16 protein-coding genes are annotated in these 19,748 nt (G+C 74.0%); 9 read left to right on the forward strand and 7 right to left on the reverse strand.

The window, feature by feature from the left end; genetic code table 11:
- Positions 1-26: 26 nt before the first annotated feature.
- From ACR68M_RS27865 to ACR68M_RS27880, 4 genes are all read right to left on the reverse strand, one after another.
- On the reverse strand, positions 27-632 hold the full coding sequence (locus ACR68M_RS27865) for an AAA family ATPase (protein ID WP_441246890.1): 606 nt from the start codon (positions 630-632) through the stop codon (positions 27-29).
- Positions 626-1,258 carry a hypothetical protein gene (locus ACR68M_RS27870; protein WP_441246891.1) on the reverse strand — a complete coding sequence of 211 codons (633 nt, stop codon included), beginning with the start codon at positions 1,256-1,258 and terminating at the stop codon, positions 626-628. The genes ACR68M_RS27865 and ACR68M_RS27870 overlap by 7 nt, the downstream gene beginning before the upstream one ends.
- A 78-nt stretch (positions 1,259-1,336) precedes the next feature.
- Positions 1,337-2,125, reverse strand: a complete 789-nt coding sequence (locus tag ACR68M_RS27875) for a putative protein N(5)-glutamine methyltransferase (RefSeq protein WP_441246892.1) — start codon at positions 2,123-2,125, stop codon at positions 1,337-1,339.
- A 264-nt stretch (positions 2,126-2,389) separates the two neighbouring features.
- The gene (locus ACR68M_RS27880) at positions 2,390-3,172 is read right to left on the reverse strand and encodes a VOC family protein (protein ID WP_441246893.1); all 783 of its coding nucleotides are present in this window, start codon (positions 3,170-3,172) and stop codon (positions 2,390-2,392) included.
- Positions 3,173-3,419: 247 nt separating this feature from the next.
- On the opposite strand from ACR68M_RS27880, the gene ACR68M_RS27885 reads away from it, so the two are divergent.
- Positions 3,420-4,514, forward strand: a complete 1,095-nt coding sequence (locus tag ACR68M_RS27885) for an NAD(P)-dependent oxidoreductase (RefSeq protein WP_441246894.1) — start codon at positions 3,420-3,422, stop codon at positions 4,512-4,514.
- Here the strand turns inward: ACR68M_RS27885 and ACR68M_RS27890 are convergent.
- Together ACR68M_RS27890 and ACR68M_RS27895 are read right to left on the reverse strand one after the other, a co-directional pair.
- A complete protein-coding gene (locus ACR68M_RS27890) occupies positions 4,504-4,956 on the reverse strand; it encodes a nuclear transport factor 2 family protein (protein WP_441246895.1) in 453 nt (150 codons plus the stop codon). The genes ACR68M_RS27885 and ACR68M_RS27890 overlap by 11 nt on opposite strands.
- 35 nt (positions 4,957-4,991) lie before the next feature.
- Positions 4,992-5,909: a zinc-binding dehydrogenase gene (locus ACR68M_RS27895; RefSeq protein WP_441246896.1), complete on the reverse strand. Its 918-nt coding sequence runs from the start codon at positions 5,907-5,909 to the stop codon at positions 4,992-4,994.
- Between the two features lie 130 nt (positions 5,910-6,039).
- On the opposite strand from ACR68M_RS27895, the gene ACR68M_RS27900 reads away from it, so the two are divergent.
- Positions 6,040-7,014 carry a LysR family transcriptional regulator gene (locus ACR68M_RS27900; RefSeq protein WP_441246897.1) on the forward strand — a complete coding sequence of 325 codons (975 nt, stop codon included), beginning with the start codon at positions 6,040-6,042 and terminating at the stop codon, positions 7,012-7,014.
- Between the two features lie 43 nt (positions 7,015-7,057).
- On the opposite strand, the gene ACR68M_RS27905 is transcribed toward ACR68M_RS27900, so the two are convergent.
- Positions 7,058-7,441, reverse strand: a complete 384-nt coding sequence (locus ACR68M_RS27905; protein WP_441246898.1) for a winged helix-turn-helix transcriptional regulator — start codon at positions 7,439-7,441, stop codon at positions 7,058-7,060.
- A 121-nt stretch (positions 7,442-7,562) separates the two neighbouring features.
- Here ACR68M_RS27905 and ACR68M_RS27910 point away from each other — a divergent pair, with 121 nt between their 5' ends.
- The 7 genes from ACR68M_RS27910 (at position 7,563) to ACR68M_RS27940 (ending at position 19,746) form a co-directional block, all read left to right on the forward strand.
- Positions 7,563-7,913 (forward strand): DoxX family protein, encoded by a 351-nt coding sequence (locus ACR68M_RS27910; protein ID WP_441246899.1) that lies wholly within the window; start codon positions 7,563-7,565, stop codon positions 7,911-7,913.
- 144 nt (positions 7,914-8,057) lie between these two features.
- On the forward strand, positions 8,058-15,242 hold the full coding sequence (locus ACR68M_RS27915; RefSeq protein ID WP_441246900.1) for an amino acid adenylation domain-containing protein: 7,185 nt from the start codon (positions 8,058-8,060) through the stop codon (positions 15,240-15,242).
- Complete coding sequence (locus ACR68M_RS27920) at positions 15,239-16,489, forward strand: FAD-dependent monooxygenase (RefSeq protein ID WP_441246901.1); 1,251 nt, start codon at positions 15,239-15,241, stop codon at positions 16,487-16,489. Before ACR68M_RS27915 ends, ACR68M_RS27920 begins: the two co-directional genes overlap by 4 nt.
- On the forward strand, positions 16,486-16,914 hold the full coding sequence (locus ACR68M_RS27925) for a nuclear transport factor 2 family protein (protein WP_441246902.1): 429 nt from the start codon (positions 16,486-16,488) through the stop codon (positions 16,912-16,914). The genes ACR68M_RS27920 and ACR68M_RS27925 overlap by 4 nt, the downstream gene beginning before the upstream one ends.
- Entirely contained in the window at positions 16,911-17,699 is a 789-nt protein-coding gene (locus ACR68M_RS27930; protein WP_441246903.1) for a hypothetical protein, read from the forward strand. The genes ACR68M_RS27925 and ACR68M_RS27930 overlap by 4 nt, the downstream gene beginning before the upstream one ends.
- Positions 17,696-18,520, forward strand: coding sequence for an alpha/beta fold hydrolase (locus tag ACR68M_RS27935; RefSeq protein WP_441246904.1), 825 nt, complete (start codon positions 17,696-17,698; stop codon positions 18,518-18,520). The genes ACR68M_RS27930 and ACR68M_RS27935 overlap by 4 nt, the downstream gene beginning before the upstream one ends.
- Entirely contained in the window at positions 18,517-19,746 is a 1,230-nt protein-coding gene (locus ACR68M_RS27940; RefSeq protein WP_441246905.1) for a cytochrome P450, read from the forward strand. Before ACR68M_RS27935 ends, ACR68M_RS27940 begins: the two co-directional genes overlap by 4 nt.
- Positions 19,747-19,748 lie beyond the last annotated feature (2 nt).

Here is a 19,748-nt window from a genome sequence, read left to right on the forward strand (position 1 = left end):
CGCCAGGCTGCCGCGCACGGCTACGGCTACGGCCGGAGACGCTTGGCCAGCAGCGGTACGTCCACCGCCCGGCTGGTGTCGACCCGGTGGACGGGGCCGAAGCCGAGCGGTTCGGCCGTCCGGCTCCACAGCTCCCAGCGTTCCTCCTCGGTCCCGGGCAACAGGTCGAGGTGCACGGGGTGGCGGTGCGGCGCCCGATCGGCGTAGCGCCGGCGCGCGAGCGTCAAGGGCACCTCGCACCACACCTCCTGGAGCGACCGAGCCCCGACCCCTGCCCCGACCCCTGCCCCGACCCCTGCCCCGACCCCTGCCCCGACCCCTGCCCCGATGTCGATCCCGGCTCGGGTGAGCCCGGCCGCCGCGAACTCCCGGACGTGGGCCAGCCAGGGGCTCTCCAGGACGGCGCCTCCGTGAGCCTGGCCGAGCACGGTCCAGAGGGTCTCCAGCGCGGCCTGCCCGAGCTGGTTGCTCCAGGCCCGCTCGCCACCGGGGTCGGGGCTCGGCAGGGTGTCGGCCAGTGTCTCCTTGATCGCGTCCTTGCTGAACAGCGGCAGCCCCAGCTCCCGTGCCAACTCCCCGGCCAGCGTGGTCTTCCCCGACCCTGGAAGCCCGTTCACCAGGACCGTCAGCACGTCGGCTCACCCACCGGTGCCGTGAGCACTGCACGCGCCCGGCTGCGCAGTGAGAGAGTGGCGGCGACGAGCACCAGCGCCGTGACGATCCGTACGCCGATGGAGATCTCGGCGTGGATGGCGTCCTGTTGCACCAAGGCCATGACGTCGACGTCGTATGTCGGTGCGTGCCGGACGGCCAGCGTGACCAGCAGGTAGACGGCCAGGCAGGCGAGCCCGGCGTAGCGGCTCCAGTGTCGGGCCAGGGAGCGGGTCTCCAGCCCGGCGGCGGTGGCGGCCGCGCGCACCTTGTGGCGGAAGAACATGTGCCCGGCCACGGCGGCGAGGACCGTGACCACCTGCAAGTAGCCGATCCAGGTGGCGGTGTGGAGGAGCGAGAGCGCGGTGTCGACCGAATCACCTGGCTCGATCGTCGCCAGTAGGTCCAGCAGCTGAGCGGTCTGGTACACGGTGAACGCCAGCTGGCCCACGGCGGCGGCCAGATAGCAGGCCGCAGTGGTGAGGCCGAGGCGGGCCCAGGGCTCCCATGCCGTCGGTGCTTCCGTGGTGAGTACCTCCGGGCCGTCGGGGCCGTCCGGGCCGTCCGGGTCCGGCCGGTCGTCGGAGAGTTGGGCAGCGCTGGTCAATGGAGCGGTCTCCCTGGAGAGGTGTGAGATCGGGCAGGTGCACGGTGCGCGTGTCCGGAGACGTCCGGAAGGCGGGCCTCAGTTCCGGGTGCCGATGACGACGGTGGCGTCGCGGCCCTCGCAGGAGACGACGCGAGGGGCGAGGCCGCGTTCGGCGAAGGCTTCGGCGGTGCCCGGGGACTGGCGTTCGCTGGTCTCGATCAGCAGGTGGCCGCCGGGGGAGAGCCACTCGGTGGCGGCAGAGATGACGCGGCGTTGGATGGCCAGCCCGTCGGCGCCGCCGTCAAGGGTGACGGGGGGTTCGTGGTCGCGGGCTTCCGGCGGGAGCAGCCGGATCTCGTCGGTCGGGACGTAGGGGGCATTGGCGACGAGCAGGTCGACCCGTCCGCGCAGGTCGGCGGGCAGGGGGCCGTAGAGGTCGCCCTCGTACACCCGGCCGTCGAACGGGCCGACGTTGCGGCGGGCGTAGCGGACGGCGACGGGCTCGATGTCGGCCGAGTGGAGTTCGATGCCGTCGAGTTGGGCGGCGAGGGCCGCGCCGAGGGCGCCCGCGCCGCAGCAGAGGTCGAGTACGACCGCGCCGGGGTGGCCGAGGGCGGCGGCCTGCTCGGCGAGGAACTCGGTGCGGCGGCGGGGGACGAAGACACCCGGGCCGACGAGGATCCGCAGGCCGCAGAACTCGGCCCAGCCGAGGACGTGTTCGAGGGGTTGGCCGCCGACCCGGCGGTCGACCATGGCGGCGAGCTCGACGGGGGAGCCGGCGGTGGAGAGGAGCAGCCTCGCCTCGTCCTCGGCGAACACGCAGCCTGCGGCGCGCAGCCTGGCGACGAGGACGGAACGGAGACGGGCGGAGGAGAAGACCGACACGAGAGCCTTTCGGGAAGCCTTGAACGGGGCTCCCGCGGTCACCTAGGCCGGTACGACCGCGAAGTCGGAGGGGAGCACCCGGAGCACACCTGCGTTGATGGGTCTCACCTCCAAGGCTCGGTACGGGCTCGATCCAGGCGTCCACGAGCGGGCGCCGGCGCCGTACAGGCCGTCACACTACAGCAGGCGTGGACGCCGCGAGCCCCGTATCCAGGAGCGGCGGATACGGGGCTCGGCGCACGTCGGTGACCGGCGCCGCCTCGGTCAGGCCATCTGCCGCGGGAGCGGCTTGATCACCGCGTACTGGGCGCCGGACGGGTCGGCGAAGACCGCGATCCGGCCGACGGTGGGGACGTCCTCCGGCGGCATGATCACCGAGCCGCCGTTGCCGGTGGTCGCGGCGGCGACCGCGTCGGGGTCGTTGACGGCGAAGTGCGGGAGCCAGCCGAGCCGCAGCGGCGGGAACATCCCCGCGAGCCCACCGAAGCCCGCATCCGGCTGCTCGCCCTCGGCGGTGGAGAGCACCGTGTACTCGACACCGGGCACGCCGGAGTCCTCCGCGCGCCAGCCGAAGACGGACTGGAAGAAGGTGAGCGCCGTTGCCGTGTCGGGCGTGTGCAGCTCGGCCCAGCAGAAGCTGTTCGGCTCGCCGACCAGGTCGAGGCCCTTCGTCCGGGCGGGCTGCCAGATCGCGAAATCGCCGCCGGTCGGGTCCGTCAGCTGGGCCATCCGCCCGGCGTCCATCACATCGAACGGGGCGACCCGCACGGTGCCGCCCGCCTGCTCGACGCCCTTGGCGACGGCGTCGGCGTCCGGGGTCTGGAAGTACACCGTCCATGCCGAGATGGCGCCCTCGTCGGTGAGCGGCCCGAGCGCGGCGACGGTCTTGCCGCCCTCCTGGAAGAAGCCGTACCCGCCGGCCTCCGGACCGGCCGAGACGAAGGTCCACCCGAAGACGGCACCGTAGAAGGCGGCGGCAGCGTCGGTGTCCGGGCTGCCGAGGTCGATCCAGCTGGGTGCGCCGCTCTTGAAGTCGGTGGTGACCATGATCTTTCTCCTTTGACGGACCAGTGGCCGGGCCCGCGCGCGGGACGAAGCCCACGCAGGCCCTCTCGCAGCTCCCAGGCTGGCACACCCCACCGACAATCCGTCGGACCCGGCCCCGCCCGGTCGACCACCCACCCACCCACCCACCCACCGGCCGGACGGACGGCGGTGGCCGGAGGTGGAAGACTGTCGTGCACGACCGACGGTGGGCGGCGTTAGGCGGGCGCGTCCGGGGAGAGGGGGGCCGATGAAGCGGGTCCTGTTGTTGGATGCTGCGCCCGGTGGGCTGCTGGACCGGGAGGTGGGGCGGCTGCTCGGGCACGGGCTGGCTGTCACCTTGAACCTGCGGCGGGTGGCGGACACGGCACGCGTGCGGGCGGAGTGGGCGGGGCGGGTGCGGTTCGTGGACTTCGACCCCTTCGACGAAGCCGAGCTGATCGCCGGGACGGTCGGGGACGGGGTCGGCCACCATGCGGTCAAGTCCCGGGCGGGGGTGCCGATGGGCGCCGCCTTCCTCGCCGCCGCGACCGACCCCGCCGCGACCGACCCCGGGCCGGCCGCCCGGCTGGAGGTGGTCGGCCGGGCGGGTGCCGGCACGGACCACGTCGACCTCGCTGCCGCTGCCCGGTGCGGCGTCGCCGTCACCCACACGCCCGGCTCCAACGCCGTCGCGGTCGCGGAGTTCGCGCTGGCCCAGCTGCTCGCCCTCACCCGCCACCTCCCCTCCTACAACGAGGCTTCGCACCACGGGCGTTGGAGCAGCCCGAGCACACCGGCGGCGGGCCTCGCCGATCTCACGCTTGGCGTCGTCGGGCTGGGCCGGATCGGGTCGGCGCTGGCCGAGCGGGCGGGTGCGCTGGGCATGGCCGTCCAGTCCTTCTCCCGCCGCGCGCCCAACGGACCGGCTATAGCGCCAGGCACAGCGCCGGAGGTGCGTCCGGTCGGGAGCCTGGACGAGCTGTTGGCGACCAGCGACGTGGTGTCCCTGCACCTCCCGCTCACCCGCGAGACCCGGGGGCTGATCGGGCGGCCGGAGTTGGCGCGAATGCGACCGGGGGCGATCCTGCTCAACACCGCGCGGGGTGGGATCGTCGACGAGTCGGCGCTCGCCGACGCCCTCCGTGACCCCGGGCATCCGCTCGCGGCGGCGGCCGTCGACACCTTCGAGCACGAGCACGCGGCCTTCGCCTCACCGCTGTTCGGGCTGCCGAACGCCCTGCTCACGCCGCACGTCGCCGGGATGACCGGGAGTGCCATGGCCACGGCCGCCCTCCGGTGCGCCGACCACATCGCGTACCTGCTGGCCGGTCGCCCGGAGGGTGTGCCGGTGGTCACCAGCTGACGGGGGCCGCCGGTTCGGGGCTCTCCGCCCCGCCGAAGAGGGAGCGCTCGACGTGCTGGGTGTCGGTGTACTCCCGGACGGCGGTGATCAGGCCGTCCCGGACGGTGAAGATGCCGAGGCACAGGTTGTCGTAGCGCCGCCCGTTCGCGGCGGTGCCGACGGCGGTCCACTCGGCGACGACCTGGTCGCCGTCCGCCAGGCAGTTGGTGAGGGTGACCTGCGGTGCGCCGTCGGGGGCGAAGAGGCTCCCGACGCCGCCGAGGAAGTCGTCGATGATGGCGGAGCGGCCGCGCCACACCCGGCTCAGCGGCAGGTCGCCGGGGTAGGTCCAGGTGGCGTCCTCGGCGAAGCTTGCGACGACGGTGGCGAGGTCGCCCTCGGCGACGGCGGTGACGTACCGGACGACGACGGTACGGGGGTCGGTGCTGGGCATGCTGGTCATCAAGGGCTCCAGGAGATGGGTGAGTTGGTGAGAGGTCAGGAGATGGTCAGGACGGCGTTGCCACGGATGCGGCGCTCCCGCAGGTCGGCCAGCAGCTCGGGCGTCCGGCTCCAGTCCGCGACCGCGCCGATCTCGGGGTGCAGCCGCTGCTCGGCGACCAGTCGGACGAGGGTCCGCAGGTCGGGTGCGTCGGGGCCGTCGGTGTCGGCGTAGCTGAAGTGCCGCACGGTGGCGGAGAGCGGGCCGGCGAAGAACCCGAAGAAGTCCAGCAGGGCCGGCTCCCGCGAGGCCTGGCCGAACCAGATCAGCTGCCCGCGCGGTGCGAGCTTCGCGAGGGCCTGCGGGAGGTTCGGGCCGCCGGTCGACTCCAGGATGAGGTCGAACACCCCGTCGGCCTCCGCCACCCGGGAGACCACCTGTGCGCCCAACTCGGCCAGTCGGCCGCCGCGTTCGGCCGAGGCGCTGACGGCGGTGACCAAGGCCCCTGCGCGGGTGGCGAGTTCGGTGAGGTAGTGGCCGACACCGCCGGACGCGCCGGTGAGCAGTATCCGCCTCCCGGCCACCGCACCCGCCGTACGGAGCAGCCGGAGCGCCGTCAGCCCGGCCAGCGGCAGAGCGGCGGCCACGACGGTCGGGACCTCCTCGGGCAGCACCGCGAGCGCACCGGTCGGCACGGCTGCGTACTCGGCCCACCCGGCCGAGGCGGGGTGGCCGACCACCCGGCTGCCGACGGCGGGGCCCGAGCCGTCCGCCGCAGCCTGCACCACCAGGCCGGCGATGTCCTTGCCCGGCCGCCAACCCTGCTCGGGGGCCTCCAGCTGGAAGGTCTCACCCCGGTTCACGGAGTACGCGTCCACCTTCACCAGGGCCTCGCCGGGGCCCGGCTCCGGTGGGGCCACCTCGGCCTGCCGCACCGTGCTCGCTGTGTCGCCCGTTGCCACAAATGCCTTCACCGTCAGCGCCTTTCGGAGATCCCGGCCGGTCGTCCCCGGCTGCTGACCAGCTAACCGGCTGCGCCCGGAGGCGGTCCAACAACCGGACAGCGGCCTTGACAACCGTTGGTTGTCGGCCAGGATGGCGGGCATGGATCTCGACCTCGCGCAGGTGCGCGCCTTCGTCGCGACGGCCGAACACCTGCACTTCCGCCGGGCGGCCGAGCAGCTTTCGCTCACCCAGCAGGGGCTGTCGAAGCGGATCGCCCGGCTGGAGGAGACGCTCGGCGTGCGACTGCTGGAGCGCGGCGGGGGCACCGTCGAACTCACCGACGCCGGTGCGAGGTTTATCGGCCCGGCGCGGGCGGCGCTGACGGCCGGGGCACAGGCCGTGGCTGCCGTACGGGCCGGTGGGCGGCCGCTGCGGCTGGACGTCTGGGGGCACCTGTTCGCACCGCTGCGGACGGTCCGGGAGGCGCTGGCGGAGGCCGGGGGAGTCCAGGCCGAGGTCGGGCCGGGCCGGGATCTGCCAAGTGTCGTGGCAGCGCTGACCCGTGGCGAGACGGACGCCGGCTTCGGCCGCTACCACGCCGCGGCCACCTCTGACGCCTCGGACGCCGCGGCCACCTCGGACGATGCGGGTGCCTCGCTCGCGCACCGGCTGGTCCGGCTGGAGCCGGTCGATGCCGTGCTCCCCGCCGACCACCCGTTGGCCGCCCGCGACGCCCTGCGGCCCGCCGACCTCTCGGCCCTCCGGCTGGTGCTCCCGGCTGCGCCCGGACGCCTGGACTTCCTCCGGCACTTCGCCGACCGATTCGCGGTCCCGGTCCTGCCGGGCGAGGCCAACCTCGGGCTCGACCACCTCCTCGAACGAGTCCGCACCACGCCCGACGGCTGCACCCTGCTGCCGGCCGACCTCCCGCCGACCGCCACCCCCGGCCTGCGGACCCTGCCGCTGGTCGACCCGACCCCCCTCTACGCCTGGTCCCTGGTCTGGCGACGGGACGACCCGGACCCCCGACTTCCGCTGCTGCTGGACGGGTTCGCCGCCGCAGGCCGTCGCCGCCGCTGGCTCGAGTACCGCCCCGGCCGGGACTGGCTGCCGGAAGGGTCGGTGTCCTGCTGACCCGAACCCGGACCCGCCCGGACACGGCCCTGGCCGTGTGGGCTCAGGGGGAGTCGAAGGCGCGGCGGGATTCGGCGATGTACTCGCGGTGCTGCTCGGCCCAGCGGATCAGGCCGCTGACCTCCACGGAGAGGGTCTCGCCGACGGAGGTGAGGGCGTAGTCGACCCGGGGCGGAGTGGTGGGGGTGACCGTGCGGGTGACCAGGCCGTCGCGCTCCAGGCTGCGCAGGGTGAGGGTGAGCATGCGGGCGGAGATGCCCTCGACGGAGCGCCGCAGCTCCGAGTAGCGGCGCGGCCCGCCGCCGAGCATGGCCATGATCAGCACGCTCCACTTGTCGCCGACCCGGTCCAGGACGTGCCGGAGGTGGCAGGCCTCCGGGTCGTGGCGGGCCGGGGTGGTAACAGCGGTGTGCGTAGGGATGTCCAAAGTGCGGTCTTCTGTCACCCGAGCAGCATCGCCCACAATCCTCCCGGGAACAAGAAGTAACCAGCACTCGAAAAGTGCCCGATTGGCCGAGACAGTTCGGCCGTACCTTCTGGGAGAAACGGTGTTCGTCGCCTACGTAGTGCTCGCGGTCCTGCTCTCGCTGGTCCTGATCGCATCCGGCCGGGGCAAGCTCGTCAAGGACGAGAAGATCACCACCGGCCTCACGGCGATCGGCGTGCCGCTCGGCTGGCTCCCCCGCCTCGCCGCGCTCGAACTGGCCGGTGCCCTCGGGCTGCTGGCCGGCACGGGCTACCGTCCGCTCGGCGTCGCGGCGGCCGTCGGCGTGGTGCTCTACTTCGCCGGAGCGGTGATCGCCCACCTCCGGGCCAAGGACCTCAAGGGCGTGCCGACACCCGCCGTCCTGCTGCTGCTCGCCGTCGCCCCGCTCGTGCTCGGGGCAGCCACTGTCTGACCTCGCCCGGAGAGCGGTCGGCGGGCCGCTCTAGCCGAGCCCAAGCCGGAGTTCGTACCGTCTCGGAGCGAGACCGGGAGTCGTCGGCGGGCCAGCGAGCTGCTGGCCGTCCGACGGCTCCCGGCCCGGCCCGAGGAGGAGTCCGTGACCGAGTACTTCCCGCTCACCGCCTACCAGCGGGATGTCTGGACGGCGTGCACGGCCGGGCCGGTCTCGGCCGACTACACCATCACCGCCCATGAGCGCCTCAGCGGCCCGGTCGACCTGGACGCGCTCGTCGCGGCCGTGCGCCGGGCGGTGCTCGGGAGCGACGGGCTGCGGGCCAGGTTCGGCGAGGGCGACGACGGGCCGTACCAGTGGACCGACCCGGTGGCTGCGGCCGCCGAGGTCGCGGTGGAGGTCGCGGAGCTGTCGGCCGAGGGCTGTCGGCGCCGCATCGAGGCCGTCCTCGCCCTGCCGATGGATCTGGCCACGGGCCCGCTGTTCCACGCCTCCGTGCTGCGGGAGGGCCCCGAGACCGCCCACCTCCTGCTGCGTGCGCACCACATTGTCGCCGACGGCTTCGCGCTCGACCTCTTCCTCAACCAGGTGCTGGCCCACTACGAGCAGCGCCAGGCCCCGAGCGAGAGCTACCGCACCACGGTCGAGCAGGATCTCGCCTACCGCGCCTCGCCGGAGCACCGCACCGACCAGGAGTACTTCCGCGCCGCGCTGGGCGGTGCCGAGCCCACGCTCTTCACCCGCCGCCCGCAGATCAACCCCGCCGCTTCCGGCTCCGCCGCGCGGGCCGACACCCGGCACGTCCTCGTCCTCGAACCGGAGCTGACCGCCCGCATCCGGGCCACCGGCCGGTCGGTCTTCGAGTACGTCGCTGCCGCCGTGGGCTGCTACCTCGCGCGCCTGCACGGCACCGACGAGACCGTGATCGGCGTGCCCTTCCTGAACCGCCGGACCGAACAACAGAGCCGTACGGTCGGCCAGTTCGCCAACACGCTCCCGCTGCGTATCCGGGTGGGGGAGGGCGACACCCTGACCTCGGTCGCGGAGGGGGTCGGGGCCGGGGTCAGGGAGCTGCGAAGCCACGAGCGGCTCGCCCTCGGCGACGTCCCGCGCCCCGGCCGCTCGGCCGGTCGGCGGCTCTTCGACACCACCCTCTCGTACCTCAACCTGCCGGAGCTGCCCGAGCGCGGCGGGGTGACGCGTGAGCGCACCGGTCAGCAGAACCGCCACGACGGCGATGCGCTGGCCATCCTCGTCGTCCACCACCGTGGCTCGGACACCGTCAGGATCGAACTCGACTGCGAGCCCGACGTGTTCGACGAGGAGCTGCCCCCGGCCCGGGTGGCCGGGCAGCTGCTCGCGCTGATCCGGCACGGGCTCGCCGACCCCGGCCGCCCGGCCGCGCGACTCGCCCTGCTCGACGCCGAGGGCCGGGCCGCCGCCATCCGCGCCGCGCACGGCCCGGCCGCCCCGCTGCCTGCGGATCTCACCCTGCACGGCCTCTTCGACCGGCAGGCGGAGCGCACTCCCGACCGCACCGCCGTGCGCGGTGGAGTCCTGGCCGCCGACCTCGGCTACGCCGAACTCGCTGCCCGCGCCGGGCGGGTGGCCGCCGCGCTGCGGGACGCCGGGGTGGCGGCGGAGGACCGCGTCGCCGTCCTGGTCGAGCGCGGGCCCGCGCTGCCCGCCGCCCTGCTGGGGGTGCTACGGGCCGGTGCCGCCTACGTCCCCGTCGATCCCGAGTACCCGGCCGAGCGCATCGCCTACCTGCTGCGGGACAGCGGAGCGAAGGCAGTACTGGTCGACGCCGCGACCGAACGCCTGGTGCCGGCCGGCACGTCGGCGGACGGCACGTCAGCGCTGGTGCTCAGGGTGGACGGCCCGCTGCCGGGTGGTGAGTACGCGGCGCCGGTCCCGGCGGACCACCTGGCGTACGTGATCTACACCTCCGGGTCGACGGGCCGCCCCAAGGGCGTGATGGTCGAGCACCGTTCGGTGGTCAACCGGCTGCTGTGGATGCAGCGCCGCTACCCGCTCGGCCCCGGGGACGTCGTACTGCAGAAGACCCCGGCCTCCTTCGACGTCTCCGTCTGGGAGCTGTTCTGGTGGGCCGCCGCCGGGGCGGCCGTACACCTGCTGCCGCCCGGCGCTCACCGCGACCCGCGCGCGATCCTCGCGGCGGTCGCCGAACAGCGCGTCACCGTCGTGCACTTCGTCCCGTCCATGCTCGGGCCGTTCCTCGACCTGCTGGACGAGGAGCCGGGCCTGCTGCCCTCCGCCGCCTCTCTCCGGTACGTGTTCTCCAGCGGCGAGGCGCTCGGGCCCGAGCTGGCGAACCGCTTCACCGCCCGGTTCGCCGCGCTGGGCAGGCCGCCGCTGCTGGTGAACCTCTACGGGCCGACCGAGGCGAGCATCGACGTCTCGTACCACGACTGTCCACCCGGCCCGGCGAGCCGGGTGCCGATCGGGCGGCCCGTCGACAACACCCGGCTGTACGTGCTGGGCCCCGGCGACGAGCCGCAACCCGACGGGGTGCCCGGAGAGTTGTGCGTCGGCGGGGTCGCCGTGGCACGCGGCTACCTCGGCCGGCCGGGCCTCACCGGCGAGCGGTTCGGCCCCGACCCGTTCGTGCCCGGCGAGCGCCTCTACCGGACGGGGGATCTCGTACGGCGTACCGGTGGCGGCGAGTTGGAGTACCTCGGCAGGGCGGACGACCAGGTCAAGATCAGGGGCCACCGGGTGGAGCCGGGCGAAGTCCGGGCAGCGCTCGCCGCCGTGCCGGGCGTGCGGGCCGCCGTCGTCGTCGCCCGCGCCACCGCCGACCGTGGCACCCAGCTCGCCGCCTACTTCACCGCCGACAGTGACCTCGACCCGGTTGAGCTGCACCGCAGCCTCGCCCGCACCCTGCCCGCACACCTCCTGCCCGCCCACTGCCTGCGGATCGAGGCGCTGCCGCTCACACCGAACGGCAAACTCGACCGCGCCGCGCTCCCCGATCCCGACGCCGATCCAGGCGGCGATCCCGCACCAGGCGCCGGCCGGGCGCCGAGCCGTCCGCCGCGCAAGGGCGCCGAAGCCGTCCTGGTCGCGGTCTGGTCGGCCGTCCTCGGCACCGCCGTCGGTGTGCACGACGACTTCTACGCCCTCGGCGGCGACTCCCTCCTCGCCCTGCGTGTCCGGGCCGAGGCTGAACGGGCCGGGCTGCGGATCGAGACCGGTGACCTGATGGCCTACCGGACGGTCGCCGCGCTCGCCGAACTCGCCACCCCCGTGGGCGGGTCCGCGCCGATGCCCGAGCCCTTCGCGCTGCTGGCGGCGGCAGACCGCCCCGGCCCGGCCGGAGCCGAGGATGCCTTCCCGCTCACCAGCCTCCAACTGGGCATGATCTACCACAGCCTGCGCGGGGGCACCGCGTACCGGGACGTGTTCCACTACCGGCTCCGGCTGCCCTGGGACGAGGAGCACCTGCGCGCCGCGTACCGGAAGCTGACCGGCCGCCACCCGGCGCTGCGCTCCACGATCGCCCTGTCGGGCCGCTCCGAGCCGCTCCAGGTGGTGCACCCCGCCGGGCCGGGGGAGCCCGAGATCGCGCCGGTGGAGGCCGACCTCGCGGGCCACATCGAGCAACGGCGCTGCCATCGCTACGACTTCGAGGTCGGACCGCTCCACCACCTGTACGTCCGCCCAGGGTCGAACGCGGTCGACCTGGTGCTCAGCTTCCACCACGCCGTACTCGACGGTGGCAGCGTCGCCGGTCTGCTGGGCGAGCTGCTCCAGGACTACCTGCACGGCCTGGGGGCCGACACCCCGGCAGTCCCGGTCGAGCCGCCGCCCAGCCCCGCGCTGTACGCGACCGAGGAGCTGCGCGCGGTGGCGTCGACCCGCTCGCGCGACTACTGGCGCCACAGTCTCGGCGAGGCCGGGCCGCTCCAGGTGCCGGGCTTCGCAACGGCCGTGGGGCCGGGCGGGGGCGGGCGGTTCAGCCGACTGGCCCTGCTGCCCGCCGAGTTGGACGAGCAGGTGCACGCCTTCGCGCGCTCCGCCGGGCTGCCCGTCAAGTCGCTGCTCTTCGCCGCCCACTGCCTGACCCTGCGGCTGCTCTCCGGCCGACAGGGGGAGCTCACCGGGCTCGTGGTGCACGGACGTCCGGAGCTGCCCGGCGCCGACCGGAGCGCCGGGTTGTTCCTCAACACCCTGCCCGTCCAGGTGAGTTCCACCGGCCGGAGCATGATCGAGATGGCGCGCGAGCTGTTCCGCGCCGAGCAGCTGGGGCACCCCCACCGCCACTACCCGCTGAGCCGCATCCAGGAGGACCAGGGCGGCGGAGCACTGGTCGACACCGCCTTCAACTACGTCCATCTGCACGTGCTCGACCGGGTGTTGAGCCTCCCGGAGGTCGAGCTGCTCGCCGTCCGGACCTGGGAGGAGAGCGACCTCCGGCTGCTGGTCAACGCCATCGTCAGCCCGGTCGACGGCCGCCTCCGGCTGCGGTTGGACTGCGACGGCCGCGTCCACACGCCCGAGCAGGCGGCCCTCGTCGCGGAGACCTTCCTCCGCATCCTCGAGCGGCTCGTCACCCACCCCGACGAGCCGGCCGACCTCGCCTTCCTCGCGCCGGTCGAGTCCGCCAGGCCGAACCCGAACCCGAACCCGAACCCGAATCCGACCGAGGAGCCCCGGCCGGACCTGGCCCGCATGGTGCGTGCCCGCGCCCAGGAGCGGCCCGAGGCGATCGCCGTCGCCTTCGAGGGCTGCCGCTGGACGTACCGGCAGCTCGACCGGGCCGCCGACCTGGTCGCCCACCGGCTGCTGGAGGCCGGAGCCACCCCGGGCGCGCGGATCGGCATCGCGATGGACCGCTCGCCGGAGTACGTCGCCACCGTCCTCGGGGTGGCGCGGGCGGGCTGCGCGAGCATGCCGCTCGACACCGGCTACCCGCCCGCCCGGCTGGCGGCCATGCTGCGGATCGCCCGCCCGCTCACTGTGATCGCCCACCACCGGCACACCGGCCTGCTCGACGGCGTACCGGTGCTCCCGGCCGAGGGCCTCGCCGACGCTGCCGGGGGTGTCCCCGAGGGCTTCGAGACGCCCGTGATCAGCCCCGACAGCACCTGCTACGTGCTCTTCACCTCCGGCTCCACCGGCGAGCCGAAGGCCGTGGCGATGCCGCACCGCGCCTTGGCCGCCCTGGTGCGCTGGCAGAACCGCATCCCGAGCGGCGATGTCGACGGCTCGACGCTCCAGTTCTCCGCACTGGGCTTCGACGTGCACCTCCAGGAGATCTTCGCCACCCTCTGTCGCGGCAGCACGCTCCAACTCGTCAGCGAGGAGCGGCGGCTGGACTTCCCGGAGCTGCTCCGGCTGCTCGACCGGGAGGGCGTCGAGCGGGTCTTCCTCCCCTATGTGGCGCTCCAGCAGCTCGCCGAGACCTCTGCCGCACTCGGCCTGCTGCCCCGCGCGCTGCGGGTGATCGTCTCCGCCGGTGAGCAGCTGCGCGTCACGCCGGAGATCCGGCGGTTCTGCGCGGCGCTCCCCGCGCCAGGCGTGATCCTGGAGAACCAGTACGGGCCGACCGAGACCCACATCGCCACCGGCTACCAACTACCCGGCCCCCCGGCCGACTTCCCCGCCCTGCCGCCGATCGGCACGGCGGTGGACGGCAGCTCCGTGCACGTACTGGACGGGCAGCTGCGCCCGCTCCCGCCGGGGGCGACCGGTGAGATCCACCTCTCCGGCGACTGCCTCGCGGACGGCTACGAGAACCGCCCGGAGCTGACCGCCGAGCGTTTCGTCACCCTGCCGGACGGCGTCCGGGCCTACCGCACCGGCGATCTCGGCCACACCCTCCCCGGCGGCGCCGTGGTCTGCCTCGGGCGCACCGACGCCCAGGTCAAGATCCGGGGCTTCCGGATCGAACCCGCCGAGGTCGAACTCGCCCTCACCGCCACCCCCGCAGCCCGCGCGGCGGGTGTGACCGAGGCGGCCGTGGTCGCCGTCGGCGACGGACCGGCGGCGGCGCTGGTCGCCTATCTGGTGGCCCCCGAGGGTGCGGTGGACCTCGACGCCGTCCGCCGCGACCTGCGGGCCGGCCTGCCCGGACACATGGTCCCCACCCATCTGGAGTGCCTGCCCGCCCTGCCCCGCACCCCCAGCGGCAAGCGGGCCGACGCGGTGCTCCGGGCCCGCCCGCTGACCCGCCGCCCGGCCGGACGGCCGGAGCAGCTCAGCCCGCTGGAGCGTCAACTCGCCGAGCTGGCAGCCGAGATCCTCGGCCTCCCCGACGTCGGCCGGGACGACGACCTCTTCGACCTCGGCGCCACCTCGCTCACGGCGATGCGCCTGGTCGTGCGGATCGAGCAGCGGACGGGCGTGGCCGTCCCGGTCTCCGCACTCACGGCCGCGCCGACCGTCGCCCGGCTCGCCACCCTGGTGGGCTCGGCCGGGCCCGGCTTCGACCCGCTCGTACCGCTGCGCACCACCGGCTCCCGCCCGCCGATCTTCCTCGCCCACCCGACCGGCGGCAACGTGCTGTGCTACCTGCCGCTGGCCCGCGCCCTGCCGCCGGACCAGCCGCTGTACGGGTTCCAGGCGGCCGGCGCGACCCCGGGCACGGTGCCGCTGCGCAGCGTCCCGGAGATCGCCCGCAGTTACGTCGCGGCGATGCGACGCGTCCGGCCGCACGGCCCGTACACCGTCGGCGGGTGGTCGTTCGGCGGGCACATCGCGTTCGAGATGGCGGCCCAACTGCGGGCCGTGGGTGAGGAGGTGGCGGAGGTGGTGCTGATCGACTCGGACGCGCTGGACCCGGCCGCCGCCCCGGAGTCGGTGGACGGGCTCTCGCTGATGACCTGGTTCTTCTGGGAGCTGCTCTGGCTGGACGGCGGTGGAGCGGTGCCCGAGCAGGCGTTCGGTGAACTGCACGATGAGGGCGAGGCGTTCGAGCGGATCAGGGAGCTGGCCGTCAGCACCGGGCTGCTCGGGGCGGACGACTCCGACGCCGTCCTGCGGGGCGTCTTCGAGATGTTCCGCGCCAACTGGGAGGCCCTGATCGGCTGGCGGCCGCAACCGGCCGCGCAGGACCTGCTGCTGATCCGCGCCGAGGGCTCGCTGCCGGAGGTACTCAAGCCGGTGCACCGGATCGCCGGGAGCCTCTACCAGGCGAGTGACAACGGCTGGGGGCGGCTGACCACCGGGCAGGTGCGGGTGGTCGACGTCCCCGGCGACCACATGCAGCTCGTCCAGGACCCGTACGTGAAGCACGTCGCCCAGATCCTCGGCGAGCTGCCCGGCCGCCCGGCCGGTCCAACCTCTCGGAAGGCAGTGAGATGACCACCGACGGCCGCAGCAGGAAGGCCCTCGTGATCGGCGCGGGCATCGGTGGTCTGGCCACCGCGGTCGCGCTGCGACGCGTCGGCCTCGAGGTCGAAGTGTACGAGCGCGCTGCTGAGTTGAAGCCGGCCGGGTTCGGCATCTCGGTCGGCTCCAACGCGGTCCGGGCGCTCGGCACGCTCGGTCTCGACCTCGGGCTGGAGCGCCGGGGCCGGATCGTCGAGCACATGGAGTTCATGACCCCGGACGGCCGCCGGCTGTTCGAGCTGCCGCACGCCGAGGTCGACCGGGAGGCCGGTGCGCCCAGCATCTGCCTCTATCGGGGCGATCTTCAGGCGGCGCTGCGCGAGGCCGCCGACGACTGCCCGATCGTGCTCGGGGCGACGGCCGAGAGCTACCAGCGCTACGCGCGGGACGGCGAAGCCGACGGCGTCCGCGTCCGGTTCGCCGACGGCAGCGAGGCGCACGGCGACCTGCTGGTCGGCGCCGACGGCATCAACTCGGTGATCCGGGCCCAGGTCACCGGCGCCGGGCCGACGCCCACCCGGTACGGCGGGTTCATCTGCTGGATGGCCGTCGCCCGGATCGGCCACCCGCGCCTCACCCCCGGGTTCAGCGGGCACTACTGGGGAGACGGCCGCCGGTTCGGCATCCACGACGTCGGGCACGGCCGGATCTACTGGTGGGGCAGCCTGAACCTGCCCGAGGCGGCGGCCCGGAGCTGCACCACCGACAAGCGCGAGATCCTGCGGACCTTCCCCGGCTGGGCCGAGGAGATCGCCGCGCTGGTCGAGGCCACCCCGCAGGAGGACATCATGGCCGTCCCCTGCCAGGACCGGCCCTTCCTGGAGAGTTGGGGCGACGGGCCGGTGACGCTGCTCGGCGACGCGGCGCACCCCATGCTGCCGAGCCTCGCCCAGGGCGGCAGCTCCGCCATCGAGGACGCCGTCGTGCTGGCCGGGCGCCTCGCCGACGCCGACCGCCTCGGCGGCACCCTCGCCGCGCTGCGGATCTACGAGGACACCCAACGCGAACGCACCCGCAGCATGGTCGAGGTCTCCCGGTCGATGGCCCGCCTGGAGCAGGTGCAGGGCGCGGTGCCGCGCCTGCTCCGCGACACCGCCGCCCGGCTGGTGCCCCGCCGCGCACTGGCCGGCCTGCTGCGCCGGACGCTGGTCTACCCGGGCGCCGACCACCCGGTCCGGCTCCCAACCAACCCCCTCCCCGTCACCCGGAGTTCCCTGTGACCCACCCCGCCGACGCCAAGGAAACCGTCCAGCGCTACCTGCGGGCGATCGCCGAGCGCGACGCCCCAGCCGTCATCGAACTCCTCGCCGAGGACGCCGAGTTCTGGATCTCCGGCGAGCACGCCGTCTCCGGCTCCTTCCGGGGCCGCGACGCGGTGCTCGGCGGATTCCTTCTCCCCATGGGCGAGTTGTTCGACCCGGAGGCCGACTACACCATCGACGTCAGCAGCCTGATCGCCGACGGGGACAAGGTCGCCGTCGAGTGCGTCTCCCGCTCCGTCACCCGGGCCGGGCGCCCCTACGAGAACCACATCGTCTCCGTCTACACCGTCCGCGACCAGCAGATCGCGGGCATGCGCGAGTACTTCGACACCCAGCACTTCGCCGAGGCGACGGCTCCGCGCAGTGACGCGGCGAGCGAATGATCCGCACGGCACCGGCGGCCCGGCGGGAGGAGACGAGGGACGGCTACTACCGTGCCGAGGGCGCGGCCGCGATCATGAGCGTGGCGCACTTCCCCGACGAGGTGCTGACCTTCCTGCAGATGGAGTGCCTGACGGCCTTCCGCGCGACCCGGCGGCGCCGCTGCGACGCGATCGCCGAGCTCGGGTGCTTCGACGGCCGGGCCCTGGAGGTCGCCCGCGCGGCGGGCATCCGCTACCTCGGCATCGACGTCAACCAGGATGCGATCACCGCCCTGCGGGCCCGGATCGCCGCCGAGGGCCTCGACGGATCGGCCACCGCCCTGACCGCCGACGTGCAGGACAGCGAGGACTGGCTCGCGGCGATACCCGGCCAACGGCCCCTGGTCGTCCTCCCGTTCAACCTGCTGGGCAACTTCACCGAGCCGGAGCGGGTGCTCGCCAGGCTGCGTACGCTGCCCGGCGCCGCGCTGATCTCCGTCTTCAACGCGGAGCCCTCGACCACGGCCCTGCGGCACGCCTACTACACCCGCTGCGGCACCGCCCTCGAGCAGACGGAGGGCCGCTTCGGCGGGGTGCTCTTCCGTAGCTCCCAGGGCTTCCGCTCCGAGTCCTTCAACAGGGCGGGCCTCGACCGGCTGCTGAAGCAGTGCGGCCTGCGGATCGCGGCCGAGACCTCCAACCGGCTCGGCCGCTGTCTCACCGTGCACGCCGACGACACCGTGCACGCGGACGTCACCGTGCCCGCCGACCAGGACAGTCAGCACCGACGGGAGACCACCCCATGACCACCCACTTCCTCACCGTCCCCGGCGGCCGCATCGCCTACGCGGACACCGGCGGCCCCGGCCCGCTGGTCGTCTGCACCCCCGGGCTCGGCGACGACCGCTCGATGTACCGGCACGTGACCCCGCTGCTCACCGCCGCCGGGTACCGGGTGGTCGGCGTCGACCTGCGCGGCCAGGGCGAGTCCACGGCGGTCTGGGACGACTACGGCACAGAGGCGATCGCCGGTGATTTGCGGGCACTCGTACGCGAGTTGGCCGCAGGCCCGGCAGTGCTGGTGGCGAACTCCTTCACCGGCGGCGCTGCGGTCGTGACGGCAGTGGACGAACCCGCGCTGGTGCGGGCCGTCGTGCTCAACGACTCCTTCGTGCGCACCTTCCCCAAGACCGCGAAGATCAAGGCGGGGGAGTACCTGATCGGCCGGTCCGTCGCCGCCTGGCTGTACTACTGGGACTCGCTCTACCCCACCCGCAAGCCCGCCGACCACGCCGCCGTCCGGGCCGCCCTCAAGGACCGGCTGCGCGAGCCCGGCCGGATGGCCGCGATCAAGGGGATGCTCGCGGCCGGGCAGCGGCCCTGCGAGGAGCGGCTGCCCCGGCTCGCCGTGCCCGTCCAGGTGGTGATGGGCACCAAGGATCCGGTCTTCCCGCCCGACCCCCGGATCGAGGCCGAGTGGATCGCCGCGCACACCGGCGGCCGGGTCGCCATGATCGAGGGCGCCGGGCACTACCCGATGGCCGAGTTCCCTCAGCAGACCGCCGAGTTGATGCTGCCGTTCCTCGCCGAGGTCTGCCAGGACGTCACGTACGGAGGAGCGCGATGACCCACCCCGCAGACGCCGCGCTGTACGCGCTGATGTCCCCCGAGGGCCAGCGCGACCCCGTCGCCGCGTACGCCGCGCTGCGCGAGGCCGCGCCCGTCCACCTCAACGAGGGTGGCTGCTTCGTCTCCGGCTACGACGCGGCCTCCGAGGTGCTGTTCGGCGAGAAGTTCGGCACCGCCGACCCCGAGTGGTTCGACCGCAACCAACCCGGCTGGCGCGAACACCCGCTGCTGCTGCACATCTTCTCCTCCCTGGTCGGCGCCAACCCGCCCGACCACACCCGGCTGCGCGGCCTGGTGTCGAAGGCGTTCAACGTCCGCCGGGTCGAGCTGCTCCGTCCGCACGTCGCTGAGCTGACCGAGCGGGCGCTCGACGCCATGGCGGAGCGGGCCGCCGCCGGGCAGCCCGTCGACCTGCCCGCCCAGCTCGCGATGCCGGTGGCGATCGGGACGGTCGCCAGGCTGCTCGGCGTCCCGGCGGAGGACACCGGCCCGTTCGACGGCTGGGTCCGCAAGTGCGGCGTCGTCTTCGAGGCCGCCGTCGCCCCGGAGGCGCTCGCCGAGGCCGACACCGCCTACACGGCGATCCTCGACTACTTCACCGGCCTGGTCGCCGCCCGGCGCAAGGAACCGGCGGACGACCTGGTCTCGGCCCTGATCGCCACCCGGGACGGCGACGGCGACCGGCTGACCGAACAGGAGCTCGTCGACCTGCTGGCCTTCGTCTTCGCGGCCGGTTTCGAGACCACCGCCGGGCTGGTCGGCAACTCGGTCGTCGCCCTGGCCGACAACCCGGACCAACTCGCCCTGCTGCGCCGCCTGCCGACCACCGACCCGCAGCGCATCGGCCCGGCCACCGACGAGCTGGCCCGCCTCGGCGGCTCCGTCCAGGTCACCCGGCGCCTCGCCCTCACCGACGTCGAGCTGGGCGGCGTCCGCATCCCGGCCGGGGTCAACGTCGTGGTCTTCCTGGCGGCGGCCAACCGTGACCCGCTGCGCTTCGCCGACCCCGACCGCCTCGACCTGCTGCGCGCGGACGCCCGTCCGCTGAGCTACGGCCTGGGCGTCCACTACTGTCTCGGAGGGGCCCTCGCCCGGATGGAGCTGGAGGAGGTCCTCGGCCGTCTCCACCGCCGCTTCCCCGACCTCAGACTGGCCGGAACCCCCGTCCGCGCACCGGGGTTGGCGCTGAACCGGTACGAGTCGATCCCGGTCACGCTGTCCTGAAA

The sequence above is a fragment of the Kitasatospora sp. McL0602 genome (assembly GCF_052076145.1).
Classification (GTDB): domain Bacteria; phylum Actinomycetota; class Actinomycetes; order Streptomycetales; family Streptomycetaceae; genus Kitasatospora.